The sequence below is a fragment of the Wujia sp. genome (assembly GCF_056872695.1).
This window is the reverse complement of the sequence record NZ_DBMFCD010000006.1, coordinates 33,519-55,782: the sequence shown is the minus strand read 5'-3', so window position 1 is coordinate 55,782 and position 22,264 is coordinate 33,519. Positions and strand designations below refer to the sequence as shown.

19 protein-coding genes are annotated in these 22,264 nt (G+C 45.3%); 18 read left to right on the top strand and 1 reads right to left on the bottom strand.

Annotated elements, in window-relative coordinates:
- Positions 1-121 precede the first annotated feature (121 nt).
- From hemB to ACZQK9_RS07220, 13 genes are all read left to right on the top strand, one after another.
- A complete protein-coding gene (gene hemB, locus ACZQK9_RS07280) occupies positions 122-1,090 on the top strand; it encodes a porphobilinogen synthase (protein WP_238299686.1) in 969 nt (322 codons plus the stop codon).
- A 59-nt stretch (positions 1,091-1,149) separates the two neighbouring features.
- On the top strand, positions 1,150-2,421 hold the full coding sequence (hemL, locus tag ACZQK9_RS07275; RefSeq protein WP_483270155.1) for a glutamate-1-semialdehyde 2,1-aminomutase: 1,272 nt from the start codon (positions 1,150-1,152) through the stop codon (positions 2,419-2,421).
- Positions 2,422-2,492: 71 nt separating this feature from the next.
- Positions 2,493-3,413 (top strand): NAD(P)/FAD-dependent oxidoreductase, encoded by a 921-nt coding sequence (locus ACZQK9_RS07270; RefSeq protein WP_483270154.1) that lies wholly within the window; start codon positions 2,493-2,495, stop codon positions 3,411-3,413.
- A gap of 555 nt (positions 3,414-3,968) precedes the next feature.
- Positions 3,969-5,342 (top strand): MurT ligase domain-containing protein, encoded by a 1,374-nt coding sequence (locus ACZQK9_RS07265; protein WP_483270153.1) that lies wholly within the window; start codon positions 3,969-3,971, stop codon positions 5,340-5,342.
- Positions 5,342-6,055 (top strand): hypothetical protein, encoded by a 714-nt coding sequence (locus ACZQK9_RS07260; RefSeq protein WP_483270152.1) that lies wholly within the window; start codon positions 5,342-5,344, stop codon positions 6,053-6,055. Before ACZQK9_RS07265 ends, ACZQK9_RS07260 begins: the two co-directional genes overlap by 1 nt.
- Positions 6,056-6,227: 172 nt before the next feature.
- Positions 6,228-7,469 carry a diaminobutyrate--2-oxoglutarate transaminase gene (ectB, locus tag ACZQK9_RS07255; protein WP_483270151.1) on the top strand — a complete coding sequence of 414 codons (1,242 nt, stop codon included), beginning with the start codon at positions 6,228-6,230 and terminating at the stop codon, positions 7,467-7,469.
- A gap of 133 nt (positions 7,470-7,602) precedes the next feature.
- On the top strand, positions 7,603-8,724 hold the full coding sequence (gene alr, locus ACZQK9_RS07250) for an alanine racemase (protein ID WP_483270150.1): 1,122 nt from the start codon (positions 7,603-7,605) through the stop codon (positions 8,722-8,724).
- Between the two features lie 24 nt (positions 8,725-8,748).
- Positions 8,749-10,278: a lipopolysaccharide biosynthesis protein gene (locus tag ACZQK9_RS07245; protein ID WP_483270149.1), complete on the top strand. Its 1,530-nt coding sequence runs from the start codon at positions 8,749-8,751 to the stop codon at positions 10,276-10,278.
- A 54-nt stretch (positions 10,279-10,332) separates the two neighbouring features.
- Positions 10,333-11,361: a hypothetical protein gene (locus ACZQK9_RS07240; RefSeq protein ID WP_483270148.1), complete on the top strand. Its 1,029-nt coding sequence runs from the start codon at positions 10,333-10,335 to the stop codon at positions 11,359-11,361.
- A gap of 82 nt (positions 11,362-11,443) precedes the next feature.
- A complete protein-coding gene (locus ACZQK9_RS07235; RefSeq protein WP_483270147.1) occupies positions 11,444-12,130 on the top strand; it encodes a hypothetical protein in 687 nt (228 codons plus the stop codon).
- Positions 12,131-12,246: 116 nt separating this feature from the next.
- Positions 12,247-12,972: a pseudouridine synthase gene (locus tag ACZQK9_RS07230; RefSeq protein ID WP_483270146.1), complete on the top strand. Its 726-nt coding sequence runs from the start codon at positions 12,247-12,249 to the stop codon at positions 12,970-12,972.
- Positions 12,973-13,066: 94 nt separating this feature from the next.
- Positions 13,067-15,112: a hypothetical protein gene (locus tag ACZQK9_RS07225; protein WP_483270145.1), complete on the top strand. Its 2,046-nt coding sequence runs from the start codon at positions 13,067-13,069 to the stop codon at positions 15,110-15,112.
- Positions 15,113-15,137: 25 nt separating this feature from the next.
- Positions 15,138-16,085 (top strand): hypothetical protein, encoded by a 948-nt coding sequence (locus ACZQK9_RS07220; protein ID WP_216508064.1) that lies wholly within the window; start codon positions 15,138-15,140, stop codon positions 16,083-16,085.
- 64 nt (positions 16,086-16,149) lie between these two features.
- On the opposite strand, the gene ACZQK9_RS07215 is transcribed toward ACZQK9_RS07220, so the two are convergent.
- Positions 16,150-17,421 carry an O-acetylhomoserine aminocarboxypropyltransferase/cysteine synthase family protein gene (locus tag ACZQK9_RS07215; RefSeq protein ID WP_178017027.1) on the bottom strand — a complete coding sequence of 424 codons (1,272 nt, stop codon included), beginning with the start codon at positions 17,419-17,421 and terminating at the stop codon, positions 16,150-16,152.
- Between the two features lie 315 nt (positions 17,422-17,736).
- Here ACZQK9_RS07215 and rpsF point away from each other — a divergent pair, with 315 nt between their 5' ends.
- The 5 genes from rpsF to ACZQK9_RS07190 all read left to right on the top strand — a co-directional run bounded on the left by rpsF (position 17,737) and on the right by ACZQK9_RS07190 (position 22,264).
- Entirely contained in the window at positions 17,737-18,027 is a 291-nt protein-coding gene (rpsF, locus tag ACZQK9_RS07210) for a 30S ribosomal protein S6 (RefSeq protein WP_021984141.1), read from the top strand.
- Between the two features lie 18 nt (positions 18,028-18,045).
- Positions 18,046-18,501, top strand: coding sequence for a single-stranded DNA-binding protein (locus ACZQK9_RS07205; RefSeq protein WP_117780326.1), 456 nt, complete (start codon positions 18,046-18,048; stop codon positions 18,499-18,501).
- Positions 18,502-18,526: 25 nt separating this feature from the next.
- Entirely contained in the window at positions 18,527-18,799 is a 273-nt protein-coding gene (gene rpsR, locus ACZQK9_RS07200; RefSeq protein ID WP_021984140.1) for a 30S ribosomal protein S18, read from the top strand.
- Positions 18,800-18,941: 142 nt separating this feature from the next.
- Complete coding sequence (locus tag ACZQK9_RS07195; protein ID WP_483270144.1) at positions 18,942-19,955, top strand: efflux RND transporter periplasmic adaptor subunit; 1,014 nt, start codon at positions 18,942-18,944, stop codon at positions 19,953-19,955.
- On the top strand, positions 19,952-22,264 hold the full coding sequence (locus tag ACZQK9_RS07190) for an efflux RND transporter periplasmic adaptor subunit (RefSeq protein ID WP_483270143.1): 2,313 nt from the start codon (positions 19,952-19,954) through the stop codon (positions 22,262-22,264). Before ACZQK9_RS07195 ends, ACZQK9_RS07190 begins: the two co-directional genes overlap by 4 nt.

The window sequence follows — 22,264 nt, the reverse complement described above, 5'->3', positions numbered from 1 at the left end:
CAGAACATCTAGTACTTCTTAGTTTCAATACATCTGGTATTTACAAAAATGGATGTAGACATTTATATACAAATCAATGCATGTTTCGTAAATATAAAATAGAAAAGAGGCATATACACACATGATACGATTAAGAAGATTGAGAGAAAATGAAGTACTGCGAAACATGGTGCGCGAGACACAAATCAGCAAATCCGATCTCGTCTACCCGGTATTCATCAAAGAAGGAACCAATGAGAAGAACCCGGTCGATTCCATGCCGGGCATCTACCAGTATACATTGGATCGGTTCGATGAGGAACTAGAGCGCATACAGGCGGCTGGCATTCCGGCAATTTTGATCTTCGGTATCCCGGAGCACAAGGATGAATGCGGCAGCGGCGCTTACGATGAAAATGGTATCACACAGCGTGCGGTGCGCGAGATCAAGAAGAAAGCACCGGAGCTTTTGATTATCGCAGATGTGTGCCTGTGCGAATATACCTCCCACGGACATTGCGGATTGGTGCAGGACGGAAAAATCCTGAACGATGAGACGCTTCCGCTTCTGGCGAAGATGGCAGTAACACTTGCCAAGGCGGGAGCGGACATGATCGCGCCATCCGATATGATGGATGGACATATCGCATATCTGCGAAAGGCATTGGATGAAAATGGATGTGTGGATACATTGCTTATGGGATACAGCGCAAAGTTTGCGTCCGGATATTATTCTCCGTTCCGGGATGCGGCACATTCCGCTCCGGCATTCGGCGATCGCAGAACGTATCAGATGGACCCTGCAAATGGCAGAGAAGCATTGCGCGAATGTGAGGCAGATATCGAAGAGGGGGCGGATATCATTATGGTAAAGCCGGCACTTGCTTATCTTGACATCGTGAAAGCGGTGCGTGGCGAGACGAAGCATCCACTTGCAGTCTACAATGTAAGCGGCGAGTATTCAATGGTCAAGGCAGCAGCGTTAAACGGCTGGATCGATGAGAAACGTATCGTCATGGAGAACATGATCGCGATGAAACGTGCAGGCGCGGATATCATTATTACGTATCATGCACTTGACGTGGCTAGATGGCTACAGGATGAACAATAGAATGATTCGCAGGAATGTGTATCACGATAGATGTGTATCAGATGACAGGAGGAAGCATCATGCAGACAGAATCAGAACAGTTATTTGAAGAATCCAAGAAATATATTCCGGGCGGCGTGAATTCGCCGGTGCGTGCATTCGGCTCAGTCGGACGCTCCCCGATTTTTATAAAAAAAGCGAAAGGTTCCCGTATATTCGATGAGGATGGAAGGGAATATATAGATTATGTATGTTCATGGGGACCTGGAATCCTTGGACATGCAAAGGAGACGGTAATCGAAGCGGTAAAGGCGGCCTGCGATGATGGACTGACCTTTGGTGCACCAACAAGAAAAGAGCTGGAGATTGCGGAGCTTATCACGGCACATATGCCTTCGATGGAAATGTCCCGTATGGTAAATTCCGGTACAGAAGCAGTGATGAGTGCAATCCGTGCGGCACGCGGATTTACCGGAAGAGATTACATTGTGAAATTCAAGGGCTGTTATCATGGACATAGTGATGGACTTTTGGTAAAGGCCGGTTCCGGCGTGATTACACAGACAGTGGCAAACAGTGCAGGTGTTCCGGAGGGCTATGCGAAATACACCCTCGTTGCAGAGTATAACGATGAGGAATCCGTAAAACAGTTATTCGATGCGTACAAGGGACAGATCGCAGCAATCATTGTCGAGCCGGTTGCGGCCAATATGGGTGTGGTTCCGCCGAAGGCAGGATTTTTAGAGTTCCTGCGTGACATCACGCAGACGGATGGTGCATTACTGATCTTCGATGAAGTTATCACAGGATTCCGTCTGGCACCGGGCGGTGCACAGGAATATTTCCATATCAAGCCGGATCTGACAACACTTGGCAAGATCGTCGGTGGCGGTATGCCGGTTGGAACCTACGGAGGCAGACGCGAGATCATGCAGTGCGTGGCACCGCTTGGCGAGGTATATCAGGCAGGAACCTTGTCCGGTAATCCGATTGCGATGACGGCAGGCATTGAGACATTGAAGCTGCTGGACGCACATCCGGAAGTGTATGCAAAGCTCGAAGGAAAGACCGCAGGACTTGCACAGGCAGCAAGAGAGGCATTTGGCGATCGGGTCTGTGTCAACCAGATCGGCTCATTGATGAGCATTTTCTTCACAGACAAGCAGGTGGTTGATATGGATACCGCCATGACGAGCGACACGAAGCAGTATGCAGCATTCTTCCGCCATATGCTTGATCATGGAATCAACCTCGCTCCATCGCAGTTTGAGGCAATGTTTATCTCAGATGCACATACAGAGGAAGATATCTGGAAAACGATTGATGTTATGAAAAAATTTGCACACAGATAGATCGTGGATAAAATAAGAAATTGATTAAAAAAATGAAACGAATGAAATAGAAACCAGTTTGGAGGAAAAAGATGAGTGATACAAGGAAAGATGTCGTGATTATCGGTAGCGGTCCCGCAGGTTTATCGGCGGCGGTTTACGCGAAGCGTGCGTTGCTGGATGTGGCAGTGATCGAGAAGGAAATGTTCAGCGGCGGACAGATTGTCACAACCGACCGTGTGGATAATCTGCTTGGCTTCTACGGAACAAATGGCTATGATCTGTCAGTAAAGTTCCGGGAACATGCAGATGCGCTGGAGGTTCCATTTATGGAGGGTACGGTGACGGAGATTGCCGATCAGGGCGCTCATAAGGAAGTGCATCTGGAAGATGGCAGTGTGATCGAGACAACAGCAGTAATTGTAGCGACTGGTGCGACCCATCGAAAGCTTGGCGTGCAAGGCGAGGCAAAGTTTTCCGGCGCCGGTGTTTCATACTGTGCAACCTGTGACGGTGCATTTTTCAGGAATAAAACGGTGGCCGTTGTCGGTGGCGGTGATGTGGCACTTGAAGATGCCCTGTACCTTGCAAATGTATGTGAGAAGGTCTACCTGATTCATCGTCGTGATGAGCTACGCGGAGCCAAGGTATTGCAGCAGCGGATCTTCGATGCGGCAAATATCGAATTCCTACCACACACCGAAGTACGAGAAATCTGTGGTGAGAACATGGTTGACCATATCGTGATCGAGGATAACCGGACAGAAGAAAAGCGAGATCTCGCATTATCCGGCATCTTTATCGCGGTTGGCATGCAGCCACAGACTGCACTTGTAAAAGAGGTCGTAGAGATGGAGAATGGCTATATCTGCGCTGGCGAGGACTGCCGCACAAATGTACCATTTCTATATGCAATCGGGGATGTGCGCACCAAGACTGTCCGCCAGATCGCAACTGCAATCGGAGATGGTGCTGCTGTGATCGCGTCACTCGAACACGATCTGTTACAGTAAGAATGATTTATGGAAAATCTGTAAAAGATAGGAGCGCATTGTTATGCGGGCAGTATATGTGATTTGGAGCAATTAGTAAGTGATAAAAAATATACTCCAACGGGAATAAAAACAGATGTGATGGAATTGGAGTAGAATTTGAAATAAGAAGAATTTACTCCTATCCATAAATACAAGGAATGACTTCAATTGGAGTAAATAATTGATTTTCAGAAGGAAAACTCCAAAATCAAAAAATGGGAAGCAAGTCATATAGGAGTAACAACAGCAAAAATAGGGAAGTTACTCCAATTGTTATATAAATTGAAAAAAACGGTTGGAGTAAATAGGAACAAGAACAGAAATTACTCCAAATGTGGAACTGGGCAAAAAAACCGGTTGGAGTACAGCATCCCCAGTCGGGAGATTTGCTCCAATCAGCAGGCAGGACAGAAACAATGGAACATTCAGTAAACAGAATTTCCATACATTGACAATCCTACCCACAAGATATATAATGTCTTGGATTTTACACAGTAGATATTGTACTTTCATATAAATTCAAAGGAGACAATCATGTCGAAGTTACGTTATCATATCGCAGTCATGGCTGCAAAATTCAGCAAAGTCATTATCCGCCTTTCGGGGCGCAACGGCACGCATACCCCAGGCGTTGTTGCGAGAAAGATCTGCCCGGATTTCATGGCGCAGGCACCGAAGGCACCGCTCTGTATCTGCGTGACAGGTACGAACGGCAAGACGACCGTATCAAACATGCTGACTGATATGCTGGAGAAGGAAGGCAAGAAGGTAGTGAGCAACCGGACCGGTTCGAATATCGTACCGGGCTGCGTGACAAACCTGCTGAACAGCGTAAACTGGCTTGGCAGATGCCGCGTCGATGCGACCGTATTCGAGGTGGACGAGCGTGCATCCCGTCTGATTCTTCCATATGTAAAGCCGGATTATCTCGTTGTGACGAACCTGTTCCGCGATTCACTGAAGCGAAACGCACATCCGGACTACATTTTCAGTGTCATTGACACATACTGCCCGGACACAACGAAGCTGATCTTAAATGCAGACGAGCAGTGCAGCAGCAACTTAAAGCCGAACAGCGAGCATGTTTATTTCGGTATCGGAAAGCAGGATGATGACAGGACTGAGCCATACAACCTGATCGCCGATTATACATTATGCCCAAAATGTGGTACGAAGCTGAAGTTCAACTACCTTCGTTATCATCATATTGGAAATGCTTATTGTCCGAACTGCGATTACAAGTCTGCAGATGCAGATTATCTCGCAACGAAGGTCGACAAGGAAGGCAAGAAGTTAATTGTCTGTGAAAAGGATGGAAACGAAATCGAGTACGCACTGATCCATGATGCGTTGTTTAATATTTATAATGAACTGACTGTAATCACGATGATGCGGGAGCTTGGATATTCTTCCGACGAAGTGAAGAAGCGGATCGCAGAGATTCATGTGCCGGAATCCCGTTACAGCGAGACGAAGGTTGGAAATGTGACAGTCGTTCAGGCGCTCAGCAAAGGACAGAGCGCAGTCAGCTCCTGCCGTACGTTCGAGTATGTGGCAGAAGAGCCTGGTAAGAAGGTCATCATGATCGCAGAGGATGACTTCAGCGACAGACAGAAGAGTATCGAGTTTATCGGCTGGATCTACGATCTGGAATATGAGCAGTTTGCAAGAGACGATGTAATGCAGGTTGTCTGCTGTGGACCAAGATGTCTCGATCACCGCGTGCGTGCGCTGATCGCCGGAATCCCGGAGGAGAAGATTGCATGGGATCTCGATGAGGTCGCAGCGGTTGATAAAGTGAACTTAGAGGGCGCCGATAAGGTGTACATCTTATACGACTGCGATACCTATGGTATTTCCTGCAAGATGAAGCAGAAGCTTTTGAAGAGACTGGAGGATGAAAAATAATGAAGATTGAAATCCTTTATCCGGAACTTTGTACCTTATATGGTGACAAAGGAAATATGCAATACTTGAAGCTCTGCTTACCGGATGCAGAATTTGTAGAGACAACACTGAATGCGAAGCCGCTGTTTCTGACAGAGGATATTGATCTGGTATATATGTGCTCAATGAGCGAGAAGAGTCAGGAAGTGATCTTAAGCCGTCTGCTTCCTCTGAAGGAAGAAATCTTCCGTGCATTTGATGCAGAGAAGACGGTATTTTTATTCGTTGGAAATGCGCTCGAACTGCTTGGCAAATACATTAAGCGGGAAGATGGCAGCAAGGTGGAGGCACTGGCGTACTTAAACAGCTATTCAGTCAGACAGACACCGAACCGTTTCAATACATTGATGAAGGCAAAATTCGATGACATCACACTGCTTGGTTATACAAGCCGTTTCTCCCATACATTTGGAATTCCGGAGCAGGAGAGCTTCTGCAAGGTTGAGATGGGAACCGGTATGAATCCGAAGTCGGTATTCGAGGGAATCCGCAAAGGAAAAATCCTTGCGACTTATATGCTTGGACCAATCCTCGTGGCAAACCCGGATTTCACACATTATCTTCTGCGTATGTTAAGCGCGGATATGGAGAAAATACCGTATGAAGATGCGATGCGGGATGCGTATAACCAGAAGATGAAAGAGTTTGATAAGCCGGATTTGGAATTATCTTAAGGCCAAAACATAGAATTCATTCTTTTTTCACTTGCGAAGTGGGGGAATGAGGAGTATATTATAGCTTGGCTATTAACAAATTCAAGCACATAAAAGGCATCTTTGCAAGGTGCCGTCTTCGACGGATTGATTCGGGTAGAAGGCAATACACAAGAATTAGGAGGTGCTGATTATGAATGGCGTTGAAGTATTTGAAAATTATGAATCGGAAGTAAGATCTTATTGTAGAAGTTTTCCAGCTGTATTTACAACTTCAAAGGGCTCTATCATGAAGGATATCGATGGAAAGGAATATATAGATTTCTTCTGCGGAGCAGGAGCCTTAAACTATGGACATAACAATGACTATATTAAGGAAAAGATGGTTGCATACCTGATGAGTGATGGAATTATGCATTCGATGGATATGATGACCGTTCCGAAGAAAGAGTTTTTGCAGTTCTTTGAAGAAAAGGTGTTACAGCCAAGAGGGTTGAATTTCAAGGTAATGTTCCCTGGACCAACCGGAACCAATGGCGTAGAGGCTGCATTGAAGCTGGCTCGTAAAGTAAAGAAGAGAAATCAGATCTGGGCACTCATGGGATGCTTCCATGGTATGACACTTGGCGCATTGTCTCTCACAAGTGATGCGGGCAGCCGTGGCGGCGCAGGTGTATGCCTGAATGATGTTACACACATTCCGGCACCATATATGTTCCCGGAGCTTGATACAATCAAATATATGGAGACATTGCTTACGGATGACCACTCAGGTGTGGAGAAACCGGCAGCAATCATTATCGAGACCGTACAGGCAGAAGGCGGCGTGCACGTATTTTCCAATGAATACCTGCAGGGTGTCCGCGCGCTGTGCGATAAGTATGACATTTTGATGATCGTGGATGATATTCAGGTAGGATGTGCAAGAACCGGAACATTCTTCTCGTTCGAGCGTGCAGGTATCATACCGGATATGTTCGTAATGTCGAAGTCCATCGGTGGATATGGTATGCCATTTGCCCTGACAATGTTCAAGCCGGAGTTAGATATCTGGTCACCGGGCGAACACAACGGAACGTTCCGTGGAAATCAGCTTTCTATGGTTGCAGCGAAGGCAGGACTGGAATATATGCTTGACCATAAGGTCGAGGCTGAGGTAAAGCGTAAAGAGGGAATCATCCGCAAATATATGGATGAGAACATTGCAAGACCGGGTGTAGAAATCCGGGGAATCGGCTGTATCTGGGGCGTCCAGGTTGCAGATGGAAAGCTTGCTTTGGCAATCTGTAACAAGTGCTTTGAAAAGGGATTGATCATGGAACGTGCAGGCCGGGACAACAATGTGTTGAAACTGATGCCGGCGCTTGTGGCAACTGATGCCGAATTGATTCGCGGATTGGATATCATCAAAGATTCAATGAATGAATTGATGTAAGAATTGTACAGAGATAATCTGTGTAGAAAGTAAATCGGGCAGGATGTATGAACCTGCTCGATTGTGTTTTATTTTAGATAATTTTGATGTACTTGATAAATGGAAAGGTATGATAGATTGTATGGAACCTTGGATGGGAAGAACAGCAGCCGTCGTAGATCTTGGTATGCTGAAAAATAACTTAGCAGAGATCCGCAAGAAATTAAAACCGGGTGTCGAACTGATGGCGGTTTTAAAGGGTGACGGATACCGGCATGGCGCGGAAGGTTTGTATCCGACGCTGAAAGCATGCGGTGTGACAAACTATGCGGTTGCGCTGTGGAGCGAGGGCGTTGCCTTGCGCGAGCATGGCGCGACAGAGCCGATTCTGGTGCTTGGAGATACCAGGGATTATGACTTGGATGAGGCAGTCCGTTACAATCTGGATTTCCCGGTGTTCTCGGTGGAATACGCGAAGACAGTCGCCGAGGCAGCGAAACGACAGGGCAGAAAGCAGAATATTCAGATCAAGCTTGACACCGGAATGAGCCGGATCGGGTTCCCGGACAACGATGAGACACTTGAAGCAATCAAGGAGATCTCCCAGATGGAATCTCTGCATATGACAGGTATTTTCACGCATTTTGCGCGGGCGGACGAGTACGATCATAAGAGTGCAAAAAAGCAGCTTGACCGCTTCCTGCGTATGACAGAGAAATTAAAAGAGATGGGAATCACATTTCCGAAATATCATGTGGCGAACAGTCCGGCAATCTTGCTGATGCCGGATTCACAGCTTGACATGGTACGTGCCGGAGATATCTTATATGGCTTGAATCCGATCGATGAAGAAGGATTTAAGAAAGAAAATTTCAAGGAGATTTTGAGCTGGTACACCTATGTCGTTATGGTGAAAGAAGTTCCGACAGGAACCGAAGTCGGCTATGGCGGTACGTTCGTGACGAAACGCCCGACGAAGATCGCAACCCTGCCGGTTGGATTTGCGGATGGATATCGCAGAGATCTGTCAAACCGTGGAAAGGTGCTGATCCGTGGGAAGGAAGCACCGATCATCGGAAGAGTCTGTATGGATCAGTGCATGGTTGATGTGACAGATATCCCGGATGTTGAAAGAAATGATCAGGTAACACTGCTTGGCGGAGCACTTTCTATCCAGTGGATGGCAGATCTGCTGCAGACGAATGTCGATGAGATCGTATGTAATATCTCCCAGCGTGTACCGCGTGTCTATATTGATTCTACACAGGAATCATAAGTTCGTAGTAGAAAGAGGAATGTTATGCAACAGGAAACCCGTGTAAGAAATGCCTCACGAAATGTTGTGTTTGGCATGTTTTTGAAAGGCTATCAGATACTGCTTCCGTTCATCATGCGTACAGCAATCATGTACTACATGGGCGATGGATATCTCGGCTTGAACAGCTTGTTTGGTTCGGTGTTGTGGGTGTTGAACCTCGCGGAGCTGGGCGTTGGTTCGGCGATGGTGTATTCCATGTACCAGCCGATCATTGACAATGACAAAGAGCAGATCTGCGCGTTGTTAAAATTATATCAGAAATATTACCGGATCATCGGACTGGTAATCGCGGTCATCGGCGGAATTCTGACGCCGTTTATTCCGTATCTTGTTAAAAGCGATATGCCGGAGGGCGTGAGCATCTATGCGGTCTATCTGCTCAATCTGTTCTGTACCTGTATGTCATACTGGCTGCTCGCGTACAAGAACAGTCTGCTTACCGCACACCAGAGAAATGATGTGGCGAGCAAGGTCATGCTTGTGACGAATACGTTCCAGTATGCGGCACAGTTAGTTGTCGTTATGACAATCGGCGATTATTATATCTATCTGATTGTACAGATCTTCACACAGATCGTGACGAATCTGGTAACGGCATATTTTGCGAATAAGATGTATCCGGAGTATAAGGCAGTCGGAAAGCTGCCGAAGGAGACCGTAAAGAAAATCAATAACCGTATCAGAGATCTCTTCACCATGAAGGTGGGACAGGTCATTGTGTCGTCTGCGGATACGATTGTTATATCGGCATTCTTAGGACTTGCTGCGAATGCATTTTACAACAATTATTACTATGTGCTGACAGCGGTAACCGGAATCATGAATGTTGTGTTCGTATCGTGTACTGCAGGTATCGGAAACAGTATTCTGATGGAGTCGGAAGAAAAAAACTATACGGATTTGAAGAAGCTCTCGTTTATTATAATGTGGCTTGCCGGTATGTGTAGTGCAGTTATGCTCTGTCTGTATCAGCCGTTCATGCGGCTCTGGGTAACAGAGAAGCGGATGCTTCCGTTTGCAGTTGTTGTCTGCATGGTTGTGTATTTCTTCATCAGCCAGGTAAACCAGATCCTGATCACCTACAAAGATGCAGCCGGAATCTGGCACGAAGACCGATTCCGCCCGCTTGTGACGGCACTTGTGAATCTGGTGCTGAATATTATTCTTGTGCAGTTTATCGGTATCTATGGTGTTATCCTGTCTACCGTTATTTCCGTGCTGGTTGTTGGTATGCCGTGGATTCTGCATAACCTGTTTACAGTACTGTTTAAGCGGAATGCATGGGAATATATATGCAAGCTTTTATATTATACAATTGTGACAGCAATTGTATGTACACTTACTTATCTGGTTGCAAGTCAGATACTGGGTGTTGGAATTCTGGCACTGATTCTGAAGGCAATTGTGTCTGTAATCGTGTCAAATCTGCTGATGTTTGCAGCATATTTCAAGATGGGTGAATTTGCAGAAGTAAAGAAACTTGTGATACGTGTAGTGAAGAGACAGGCTTAATGTGGTGTGCGCGTGAACGCTGGACAGCAGCCATGTAAGCGGGAGGGAGAACTTATGAGGAAGTCAAAATTATGGGCGGCAAGTGTGATGACGGCGGCGATGCTTGCACTGACTGCATGTGGGAAAGAAGATAAGCTGGTGCTTGTGACAACCGAAGCGGCAGCATCGCAGAGCGATGCGACGACAACCGAAGATATTCTGGCGGATATCCGGGAGGAAGCGGAGAGTACAACCGAGGAACAAAAAAAGCGCGAGGAAGCTTCGGAGGAAGATAAGAAGGTCACATTGGAAGCAATCTATGATGCAAACAAAGGGGACACATTGCTTGCGGGGGGAAACAATTACAGTCTGAACACAATCTATTATAGTGATGGTGTTGAGGTGTATTCGGAATATCAGTTCCTTGGCTTTGCAGAGGATGGTACATATCTGCAGGCGTATGAGGATTCGAATGGAATTGTACAGGTGCTTGATAAAGAATATGGCTATTGGTATCTGATTGATTCGGATAAGACGTGTTATGCATTAATTTATCCGGAACCAAATGTGGCAGATGCGATCATCAACACGAACCACAACGATATGATCATTTCACTCACGGAGGCGGATCAGACGATCAAGGATATCTACCGCGAAGATGGTGATCTCGTAGTGGAAACAAATTATAAGAATGACAATGCATCGTATGTATTCAAATATATTCTGGATGCTAATTATAAGGTACTGGAATATTATTGCTATGACTCGAACGGTGAAAAGGTGTCCTATTCCTGGGTAACGGAAGGGAATTCTTATGCATATCCGGAGGTCATAGAAACTGCACGCGCATCAACCAACATGCGGACTGTGACTTTTCGTGTTATGGAAGGAAAAGGGTTAGAGAACAGTTATCTTATTCCGGCTGACATACCGGTGCAGCTTGCTTTATTAGAGTATAAGGCATATACGGATGAGGCATGTACAACAATCTGGGAAGAAACAGTGGATGATACGGGCGCATATACGGATGAGGTAATCTATCTCAAACGTGATGATGTGGAAACAACAGAGGAAACAACTGCAGAAACAACCGCAAATCCGTAAAGCTCTTTACAAATCGGTGGGAAATATAGTATACTACGGGTAAGAACGAATAACAGGAGAAATGTAAAAAGGAAGTGAAAATATGAGTATGAATATTAGCAGTAATTTTTTTAATAGCATGCTTGGAACATCTTCTAATAATTCGGGCACTGGATTGATGGGACTTCTTGGCGATTACAACTCCATTCGGAACGGTAGTTATCTGAAGCTTGCAAAGCATTATTATTCGAACGATAGTGCGAAGAAAGCGACACAGAAGCAGTTTTCTAAGAACGATACAGATACAAAGACCGAGGATACTGCGACAAAGTCTGCAGCAGAAAGCGTATGGAAGGATCTTAAAACATTGAAGGATGAGAAACTGTATCAGAATGGCGATACAGATACGATCCGGAAGAATGTGAAGGAGTTTGTCAGCAACTACAACAGTGCGATGGAGAGTGCACAGAATTCTGATAAATCAGGCGTTCTGAAGAATGCATCCAGACTGGAGGCCCAGACTGGAAATTATACGAGTGCATTAGCCAAGATCGGAATTACGGTAAAGAACGATAATACACTGACATTTGATGAGGAAGCATTTGCATCTGCAGATATGTCTGATGTGAAGAAGCTTTTCACAGGAGATTTCTCCTTCGGAAGCAATACTCAGAGCCGCATGTTACAGCTTGCAAGCGACGCATCTGCGAATTCCTCTTCTGTATTATACGATCGGTATGGAACAGTGGCAGGAACGTCAGTTGGCAGCTTCTATGACAGCTTATTTTAGTTAGTAAAAAAATGTATAGTTCAATCTCCCCAAGAGGATTGATATAAGAATGGGAAGATCCGCGGGTTGACTGTGGATCTTTTTATTTTGTCTGGAAACGGGAGGACTGGTATAAAATGGCAAAAATACGAATTGATAAATATCTGGCAGATGCGGGTTTTGGCAGCCGAAGGGATGTGAAAGGACTGCTGAAAGCAAAACAGGTCACCGTTAATGGCGAGACGTGTGTGCATGCAGAGGAAAAACTGGAGCCGGCACAGGATGTAGTCTGTGTACAGGGCAAACCGGTCGTGTATGAGAGCTTTTCTTATTATATGATGCACAAACCGCAGGGCGTGGTATCAGCAACGAAAGATGCACATGAAAAAACTGTTGTGAGCCTGATTACAGAGCAAAAACGCAGGGACTTATTTCCGGTTGGACGACTGGACAAAGATACAGAGGGTCTGTTGCTTTTAACAAATGATGGAAAATTGTCCAATGATCTGCTGGCACCGGGAAAACATGTAGAGAAAACCTATTATGCCAGAATCAAAGGTATGGTCACAAAAAATGAGGTTGCTGCATTTGCTGAGGGCGTAGATATCGGCGATGAGATGCTCACAGCTCCGGCAGAAATGAAGATCTATAGGGCGGGAAGTGAAAGCGAGATCGAGATCACAATTACAGAAGGCAGGTATCATCAGATTAAGCGGATGTTTGAAGCGGTTGGTATGCAGGTGCTTTATTTAAAACGATTGCGTATGGGACCATTGTATCTGGATGAGTCACTTGCCTGTGGGGAATATCGAAAACTTACTACAGAGGAAATCCAGAGCCTGAAAAACAGAGAAGAATGGTAAATCGTTCGTGAAATACGAGAAAGTATGTTGACATATGAGGTAGAAAAAGTATAAACTGTAAAGAAGGTATTGCAGTATTGCAGGAGGAAATGATATGGACGAAAATAAAAATCCGGAATCCAGATATGATGTGGATGAGGAAGAGGGCGCAACTACTGTGTTGCGCGCGATGGATGCAGAAGCTGACGCTGAAGAAGAGGGTGCGACAACGGTATTACGCGCAGATGATAGGGTAGTAGCCGATGACGATAATGCAGAAGGTGCAACAACAGTTCTGACGGGACCAGATCCAGCTATGATGGGGGCTGCTCCGGCGCCGGGAGTACCGCAGTTTGAGGATAAGACACAGATGATTCCGCCGATGGGGCAGATGCCAAACGGACCGATGGGAGCACCGATGGGGCAGATGCCAAATGGGCCAATGGGAGCACCGATGGGGCAGATGCCAAACGGACCAATGGGAACACCGATGGGGCAGATGCCAAATGGGCCGATGGGGCAGATGCCAAACGGACCAATGGGAACACCGATGGGGCAGATGCCAAACGGACCAATGGGAGCACCGATGGGGCAGATGCCAAACGGACCAATGGGAGCACCGATGGGAATGATGCCGAATAATGGACAGATGCCACCGATGAATGGTGGAAAGCCACCAAAGGCTCCAAAACCACCAAAAGCTCCAAAAGAGAAGAAAGCAAAGGCACCAAAACAGCCAAAAGTAAATAAGGATGGTACGCCAAAGAAGAAAAAAACTGGCTTAATTGTAACTATCTGTGTTATTGCAGTACTGGCATTGGGAGCAGGTGCATATTTCCTGTTTTTTACTCCGGAGAAGCGGTATGAGCGGAAGATGGATACCGCAGAAAATGCAATGACAGACAGCAGCTATGAAGAGGCAGTGACTGCATATGAGGCGGCACTTGGAATCTTTTCTGACCGGGTTCCTGCTATGAATGGATTATTGGCGGCACAGATTGGCTCCGGTGAAAGTGATGCAGCAAGGGAGAATTTTGCAGAGTTCCGTACTACAATCACTGGTTTTGATGCGGACAAGGTTACAGAGAATCTTGAAGATATTGTTGCATTTTATGAGTATGCAGATGATCTTTACAGTGATACAGACTCTTTGATTGATGCGTATAAGGAAGGGTATGATCTGACCAATGACAGTGGTCTGAAGAAGAATCTTGTGGCTGCATATGTAGATCGTGCGGATGCGATGGACAATTCTGATTATGAAAATAAGATTGCTGCATATGGAGATGCTCTTGATCTTGACAGTACCAATGAGTCAGCCCTGAGTGGAAGAAAAGAATGTGCATATGCTGTTCTGGATGATATGATGAACACACAGCAGTATGATCAGGCAGAGTCCTTTATCAATACATATGCAGACAGCATGTCAGATGTGGATTTCTCTTCTTATACAGAGAAGATTGAGTCAGAACGTGCCTTGATGACAGCCAGACATGATCTGATGGAACAGGTAATCAGTCTGATGTCCGCTTCTGATTATGCAGGTATGATGGATGTAGATGGCTCTGAAAATGCCAGCACGGTTGTCGCAAATATGGATGGTACTTCTTATATTTATGCAACAGATGGTTATGATAGCTCATACACGGGAAAGGGTGCAGGAGTTTACACATATTCATCTCTGCTGAGTTCCGGATATTACTTCTATTATGGAGATTACGAGAATGGTGTCCGAAGTGGACAGGGATCATTGTTTGTAAAGATGGATGGTTACAATCAGGCATATCTTGTCTATGAAGGTGCATGGAGTAACGATAAACCAAATGGTGCGGGTACTGAGACATCTGTCAACGAGGATGCCGGCGATGAGCTAGTTACCGTGACACGTTCCGGTAATCTGGTAGATGGATTATTTGATGGAGATGTAACAGTGTCTCTTGTGTCAAACGATGAGGAATATGCCGGAACATATACAGGTACATTTACGGCATCCAATGGTGATGCACCGGATATCCGTGAGAATTATCCGGATCTGGATTTCAGTGATGTATCTGATGGTGCGACAGTTTATGTAATACTGGAATGTGAAGGTTCGCCAATGTACTGGCATTTTTCAAAGGGATCCGCTGCGAAGCTGGGTATATATACCTTTGATTATTAAGATAAAATAGACGGTGGTAAAACATATGGACATATTGATCAATGACTATATAAATGGAGAGCGTTCCTTGTGCAGGGATGAGGCTCAATTTTCTGTGTATCTGTTTCAGATTATGAATGGATGCAAACGTGTCAAGATCGATTCTGACAATTATGCAAACAAGACTTACGAAGTGATACAGGCGTATTACATGCCGGAATTCCTACGCGACTACTTTAATTATGTGGATAGCAAGGCAGAATTCAACCGAAAGCTCCTGACATTTGCAAACCGGAAGCTGCGGGCTCTGTATGCCGGTGAGGAGGCGCAGGGGGCTATGTTGGAGGATGTGGATGTAAAGACAGTGAATGTGGCGGAAATCTACAATCTGGACAAGGAACTGGATATGGAGAACCCAGGATTTGACCTTGGAAAGCATATCAACGGGTGGTCCGGAAAAGAACGTGAATATCGTAATCCGCTTGCACGTTGGATGATGAATGTGAAACCGGATATTGCGGTTTTGTTAAAACGGCGTGGTATCAAACGTACGGAACTTCGGATGCATGTAATTGATTGTCATTATCTGAATAGCGTGGACACATATCCGGCATTGATTGGTCGTGTGGACAAGGAAGGCCATGTGACGGGATGCAGGAAGATTGTATGCACGAAGCAGCAGGTAGAGCAGTATGCGTTGGAGTTTTTGTGTGAGACACCAACGGAGGAATATGCGGATACGATTGGAATGAAATGGTGGGGACCGGCAAAGGAATCGGAAACTCCGATAGAAGATAGTGGGGTTGTGATTGAACCGGGATTCATCAGTATGGCAAATCTGGTCAGTGCAAAGAATGCACAGATGTATGAGGATGCGGATAAGCCAATATCTATGCAGAAACTACAAGAATATAACAAAGCTTTTTATGCGGAAGAGCGAAAGGTGAAGGAACCGAAAGCGATTCTTGGAAGTGTTTTGGAATTGCAGATATAAGGCAGAATAAGAAAAAGGGTTGAGATATCTCAACCCTTTTTCTTATGGATGCATAATCTATAAATTATTCCATAGCTGCTTTTAACGCGGCATCTAAATCTTCCAGGATATCGTCGATGTTCTCCAGACCAACAGAGAAACGAACCATACCGGCATCGATACCAGCGGCAACCAGCTGTTCATCGGAAAGCTGTCGATGTGTCTCGCTTGCCGGATGCAGGACGCAGGTACGGATATCTGCAACATGCACTTCGTTGGAGGCAAGCTTTAACGAATCCATGAACTTTGCGGCTGCCGGGCGTCCACCTTTGATGATAAAGGAGATGACACCGCAGGATTTGCCACCGAGATATTTCTCTGCAAGTGCATGGTTTGGATCCGAAGGAAGTGCCGGACAACTGACACTTATAACAGCGTCGCTTTTTTCAAGGTATTCTGCAACTGCCATTGCATTTTCTGTATATTGTTTCATACGAACCGGAAGTGTTTCTAATCCGAGGTTCAACAGAAATGCAGAATGTGCGGCAGGATACACGCCGAAGTCACGCATGAGCTGCATTCTTGCTTTGATGATATATGCCATGTTGCCGTAGGATTTGGTGTAGCAGGTTCCGTGATAAGATTCGTCGGGCTCTACAAGCTCCGGGAATTTACCGTTATCCCAGTTGAATTTACCGCTGTCCACGATGACACCGCCAATCTGAACGGCATGTCCATCCATATATTTGCTTGTGGAATGTACGACAATGTCGGCACCGAAGTCAAATGGTTTGCAGAGAATCGGAGTTGCAAAGGTGTTGTCCACGATCAATGGAACTCCCATTGCATGGGCGATATTTGCAAAGCGTTCAATGTCAAATACAGTCAGCGCCGGATTCGCAATCGTCTCGCCGAATACAAGTTTCGTATTTTCCTTGAAGCATGCTTTGATTTCGTCGTCGGACATATTTTTATCAACATAGATACACTCAATGCCAAGCTTCTTTAAAGTAAAAGAGAAAAGGTTGATTGTACCGCCGTAGATTTCCGGGGTACTGATGATGCTGTCACCAGCCTGACAGATATTCAGGATGGAAAGCAGGGTAGCTGCCTGACCGGAAGTGGTACACATGGCACCGACACCGCCTTCTAAGGCTGCAATTTTCTCTTCGACCGCCATGACTGTCGGGTTGGCGAAACGGGAATAACAGAGTCCCTTTGTTGGATCGTCAAAGATTCCGGCAACCTCTGCAGCAGATTCGTAAACATAGGTTGTACTTTGGACGATAGGCAGAACGCGTGGCTCTCCGTTCTTTGGTGTATAGCCTGCATGCAGGCATTTTGTTTCATCTTTCATTGTAATAAAACCCTCCTAATAGTATGTAGTTACTGTTAAATGAAGCACACTGCAACACGTACAGATCATCACGCTGCTGTGTGATAATATATGATTTAATGTAACACAAATGCTATGTGAATACAATAACCGGATGCAAGGGAAAGATTTGTACATTATTATAATGACGAAAAAATAAAAAATTATGAAGAAAAAAATGAGAAATTGCTTGCAAAATAAAATATCGTATGATAATATCTAACTCTGTGATATATTTTTATATTCCTTGCTTCCGACCAGTTCGGAGGCCAATAGACCATAAGGAGGTGCAATAACATGAACAAGTATGAATTAGCGTTGGTTGTTAGCGCAAAGATTGATGATGACGCAAGAACTGCTGTTGTAGATAAGGCTAAGGCTATTATCGAGAAGGCAGGCGGCACAATCACAAACGTTGACGAAAAAGGCAAGCTGAGATTAGCATACGAGATTCAGAAGATGAAGGAAGGTTTCTACTACTTCATTCAGTTTGATGCAAACGCTGAAGCTCCAGCTCAGATCGAAGCAAGTGTTCGTATTATGGAATCTGTTCTCAGATATCTTTGTGTTAGACAGGACGCAGAGTAGTAGTTAGGAGGATTTCCGATGAACAAAGTAATTTTGATGGGTCGTTTAACTCGTGATCCGGAAGTTAGATATTCACAGGCTGCAGAGCCTTTAGCAATCGCAAGATATACACTTGCAGTTGACCGTAGATTCCAGAGAAGAGACAATTCTGGAAATGAGCAGACAGCAGATTTTATCTCCTGTGTCGCTTTTGGCAGAAACGGAGAGTTTGCTGAGAAGTATTTGAAGCAGGGTACAAAGATTGCGATTACGGGACGTATTCAGACAGGCAGCTATACAAATAAAGATGGCAACAAGGTTTATACAACAGAGGTTGTCGTAGAAGAGCAGGAGTTTGCAGAGAGCAAGAATGCATCTGGAAACAATGGCGGTGGATATCAGCAGGAAGACAGACCGGCACCGGGAAATGCCAGTGCAGATGGATTTATGGATATTCCAACAGGATTGACAGGCAACGATTTACCATTTAAGTAAGGAAATTAAATGGAGGTAATTAGCAATGGCTTACAATAAGACAGAGAAGAGCGATCGTCCAGACGCTCCTATGAAGAGAAGACCAATTCGTAGAAGAAAAAAGGTCTGTGTATTCTGTGCAGAGAAGAATGCAGTAATTGATTACAAGGATACAAACAAGCTTAAGAGATACATCTCTGAAAGAGGTAAGATTCTTCCTAGAAGAATTACCGGTAACTGTGCAAAGCATCAGCGTGCACTTACAGTTGCAATCAAGAGAGCAAGACACGTAGCTCTTATCCCTTACGTTGTAGAGTAAGAAGAACGTATAAAACTCCAATTTGCGGATTTTCGCAGATTGGAGTTCTTTTTTGTCTTAATGTGTACAAAATGATACAAATTAGATACATTTTCATGGTAAGATAAAACAGTAAAATAATGGATACTGAGAGGAGATTGCGGTGAGAAAAATAAGAAGAAAACGGATGGCAGCCGTGATGGTACTCTGTGTAGGATTGCTCGGTGGATGTGCGGGCAACGCCCAGACGGACGATCTTGTGATTACGATACCGGAATATGAAAAAATTACATATACAACAGAAAAGGCGGTATATGGAGATATTGCGCCTGTATTAGATCTGAGATTGAAGGCCGACGATTTTGAACGGAAGGAGTACTATCCGGATCATGATGAGATGAAAGTGGATCAGGTGTATGTCCATGTTGGAGATGTCGTGCAGAATGGGGACACGTTAGTTACATTTTCTTCTGAGGATATTGCGGAGGAACGCAGACAGTATGAAAACCGGGTGGAGGAAGATGCCCTTCTGATCGACCATTATACAAAGCTGGATGCGATTAACCAGACGGATGAACATCAGGAGAGCATTGATCAGCTAAAGAAAGATCAGGAGATTGCAGGACTGTATATGAAGGATCTGGATGCGAGACTGGAGGCATATACGATAAAGGCAGAAGGAAGCGGCATTGTGAGCAGTCTGTCGGATATGCTTGATTATGGAACCGTATATGCAGGGGATGCGGTCGTAACAATCCTGTATGGTTCGGATAATTATGTTACGACAACGGAGGATGATTATGCATTCGAAGTGGGGCAGACATTCACGGCGACGTTTGGAGTTGGAAGTTATGAGGTTATGCTGACAGCGATTGATACGCTGGCTTCCGATACGGATGCCGGAACAAAACGCCAGCTGACATTTACATTGGTTGACTCTTCGAAGCGGCCAAGCTCGGATTCTCTGGATCTGGAAATTGAAAAAAATGTGCTTAAAAATGTTTTGTACGTGCCGGAAAAAGCAATTGTATATGTAGGAAGTCGGAACTATGTTTATGTGTTGGATGAAGATGGATTCCGGCATGGTGTGCAGGTACAGACCGGGGCGACGATTGACGGCTATACTGTGATCGAGGATGGATTGCAGGAGGGGGAGAAGGTGGTGATTGCGAAATGAAAATCGGACAGAAGATAAAACGACAGCTTGGATTTTGTATGAGTATGCTTTGCGCAATCTCATTGGCTGCCTGTGGAACAAAATATGCGGATGCCCCGGCTTTGCTGGAACCGGTATCCGGTACCGAATCATACCGTGAGGTATCCATAGGTGATGTTGGAGATCTGAAAATTGCTTATGGTTCGGTTGTGCCGACGGAACATGCTGTATTCTGGACGACACAGGTAAATGTGGCGGAGATTGTTGTTGATGTAGGGGATTATGTAGAGGCAGGACAGGTGGTAGCAACTGCGGACCTCGAATCAGCACAGAAAACAAGAGAGGATCTTGAAGATTCACGGAATCTGCTGGTGCAAAAACATGATCTGGAAGTGCAAAAGCAACAGCTTGTGATACAGAAGCTGAATCTGCAACAGGCGGGAGAAAACCAGTTGGGAGATCCTGACAGTGCAGCGAAAACAGGAAAAGAGATCGAGACAGAACAGGAAAATGTCAATTATGATAATCTGTTGTATCAACATCAGCTTGCTGATTATGACGAGCAGATTCAGAAACAGCAGGAAATCATTGAAGATGGAACACTCAGGGCAACCGCAAGCGGATATGTCTCTTATGTCCGTCAATTCACATATGGTAATCAGGTCACAAGTTCCATGAATGTGGTTACAATCGCGGATTATGAGGATACATATATTCAGGTACAGAACACAACAATCAAAGACAAGCTTCTGGAAAAATATGATCGTTATTATACGATACAGGATGGAAAGAAAATTTCACTCAAAGAGTATGCATATACGACACAGGAACGCCTGACTGCCGAAAATCAGCAGAAATATCCGGCACTCCGCATGCAGTATGAGGATCTTACGAAATGCGCACCGGTCGGTTCTGTGATTGCAGTTTATCTGGTCAGAGACCGCGTGGAGGATGTCTTGTATGTCGGGAACGATTCTATCTACGAGGATGATCAGGGAACGTTTGTTTATGTAAAAAATGGGGAGCAACGCGAACAACGCTATATTGAGACCGGAGTCAGCGACACTGTAAATACAGAGGTAATATCTGGCCTTTCTGAGGGAGAAAAAGTGTATTATACATCCGAGACAGCGTGGCCGGATGCATATGAGGAATATACGGTAGGTGCTCCAACAAATTATGATTCGATGTTTTATACAAACCGTTACGCGATTGCAGATACGATGCGGATCAATTATACATCACCTTATGAGGGCACGATTCAGGAGGTCTGTGTATCCAATGGAGATTATGTACAAAGAGGGGATGTGTTACTCAAGGTTCGAACCAACGAAGGCAGCGCGAAGCTGGCAGAGATGCGGGCAGGGATTGAAGATATGAAGGGAAGCCGCGCGAAAGCGGTGCAGGCACATGAGGACACACTTCAATCGTTGCAGCAGGAGAAGCAGACGGCTTTGACGGGTGGACAGACACCGCTTGCAACTGGTACCGATGCGCAGACAGCAACCAGCAGTGATGCAGAAGAACCGTTGAATCCAAATCTCCCGTCTATGCTGGATGTTGATATCCAGATCGAGAATCTGGATTTTCAAATCCAGACGCTGGATTATAACGATCAGCTGAAACAGTCGGAGGAAGCATACACAGAGGCAAGCTGTAACAATGATGGAACTGGTGTGATGTCAATCTGCGCCGAGCATGAAGGTGAAATATTAGATTTCTGGATAGACACCGGAGCCAAACTGGAGCTTAATTCGGATATTTTGGCGATTGATACACCGGCGAAGAAGAAACTGGCATTATATGGTGGGAACAGCAAAGTTGCAAATGGAACACCGGTGACTGTGCAGGACGAGGAAAGCGGAAAGGTGATACAGGGAATCGTCTGTGGATCCAATGGAATCATGGATGGAACAAAAGAAGAATATTATGTCACAACGGTTGGAAACCGTGTCTATATCACGCAGAGTGTAACGAGTGACAGCCGGATGTATTATGTGAAGTTGGATGGAGAGGCAGTAGCTGTGGAGCAGGTAACTGGAGGTCAGATGATCTCCTATCCTTTGATTTCCTATTCGGATGTGTATACGATTCCGGCAGATGCCCTCTACACAGAGAAGGCAAATTCAGGCAAGGAGAAATCCGCGGATTTTTATTATGTGTGGAAGATCGTAGATGGAAATATCGAGAAACAATATGTGAATGCGGCAATCTGCAACAGCGCGCAGGATACATCCAAATATAAAAAAGGTGATGTAGTGGCATGTATATTTAACGGTATTTCGGAGGGAGATATACTGGCAGGACCAGTTTCGGAGGAAGAGGAGTAA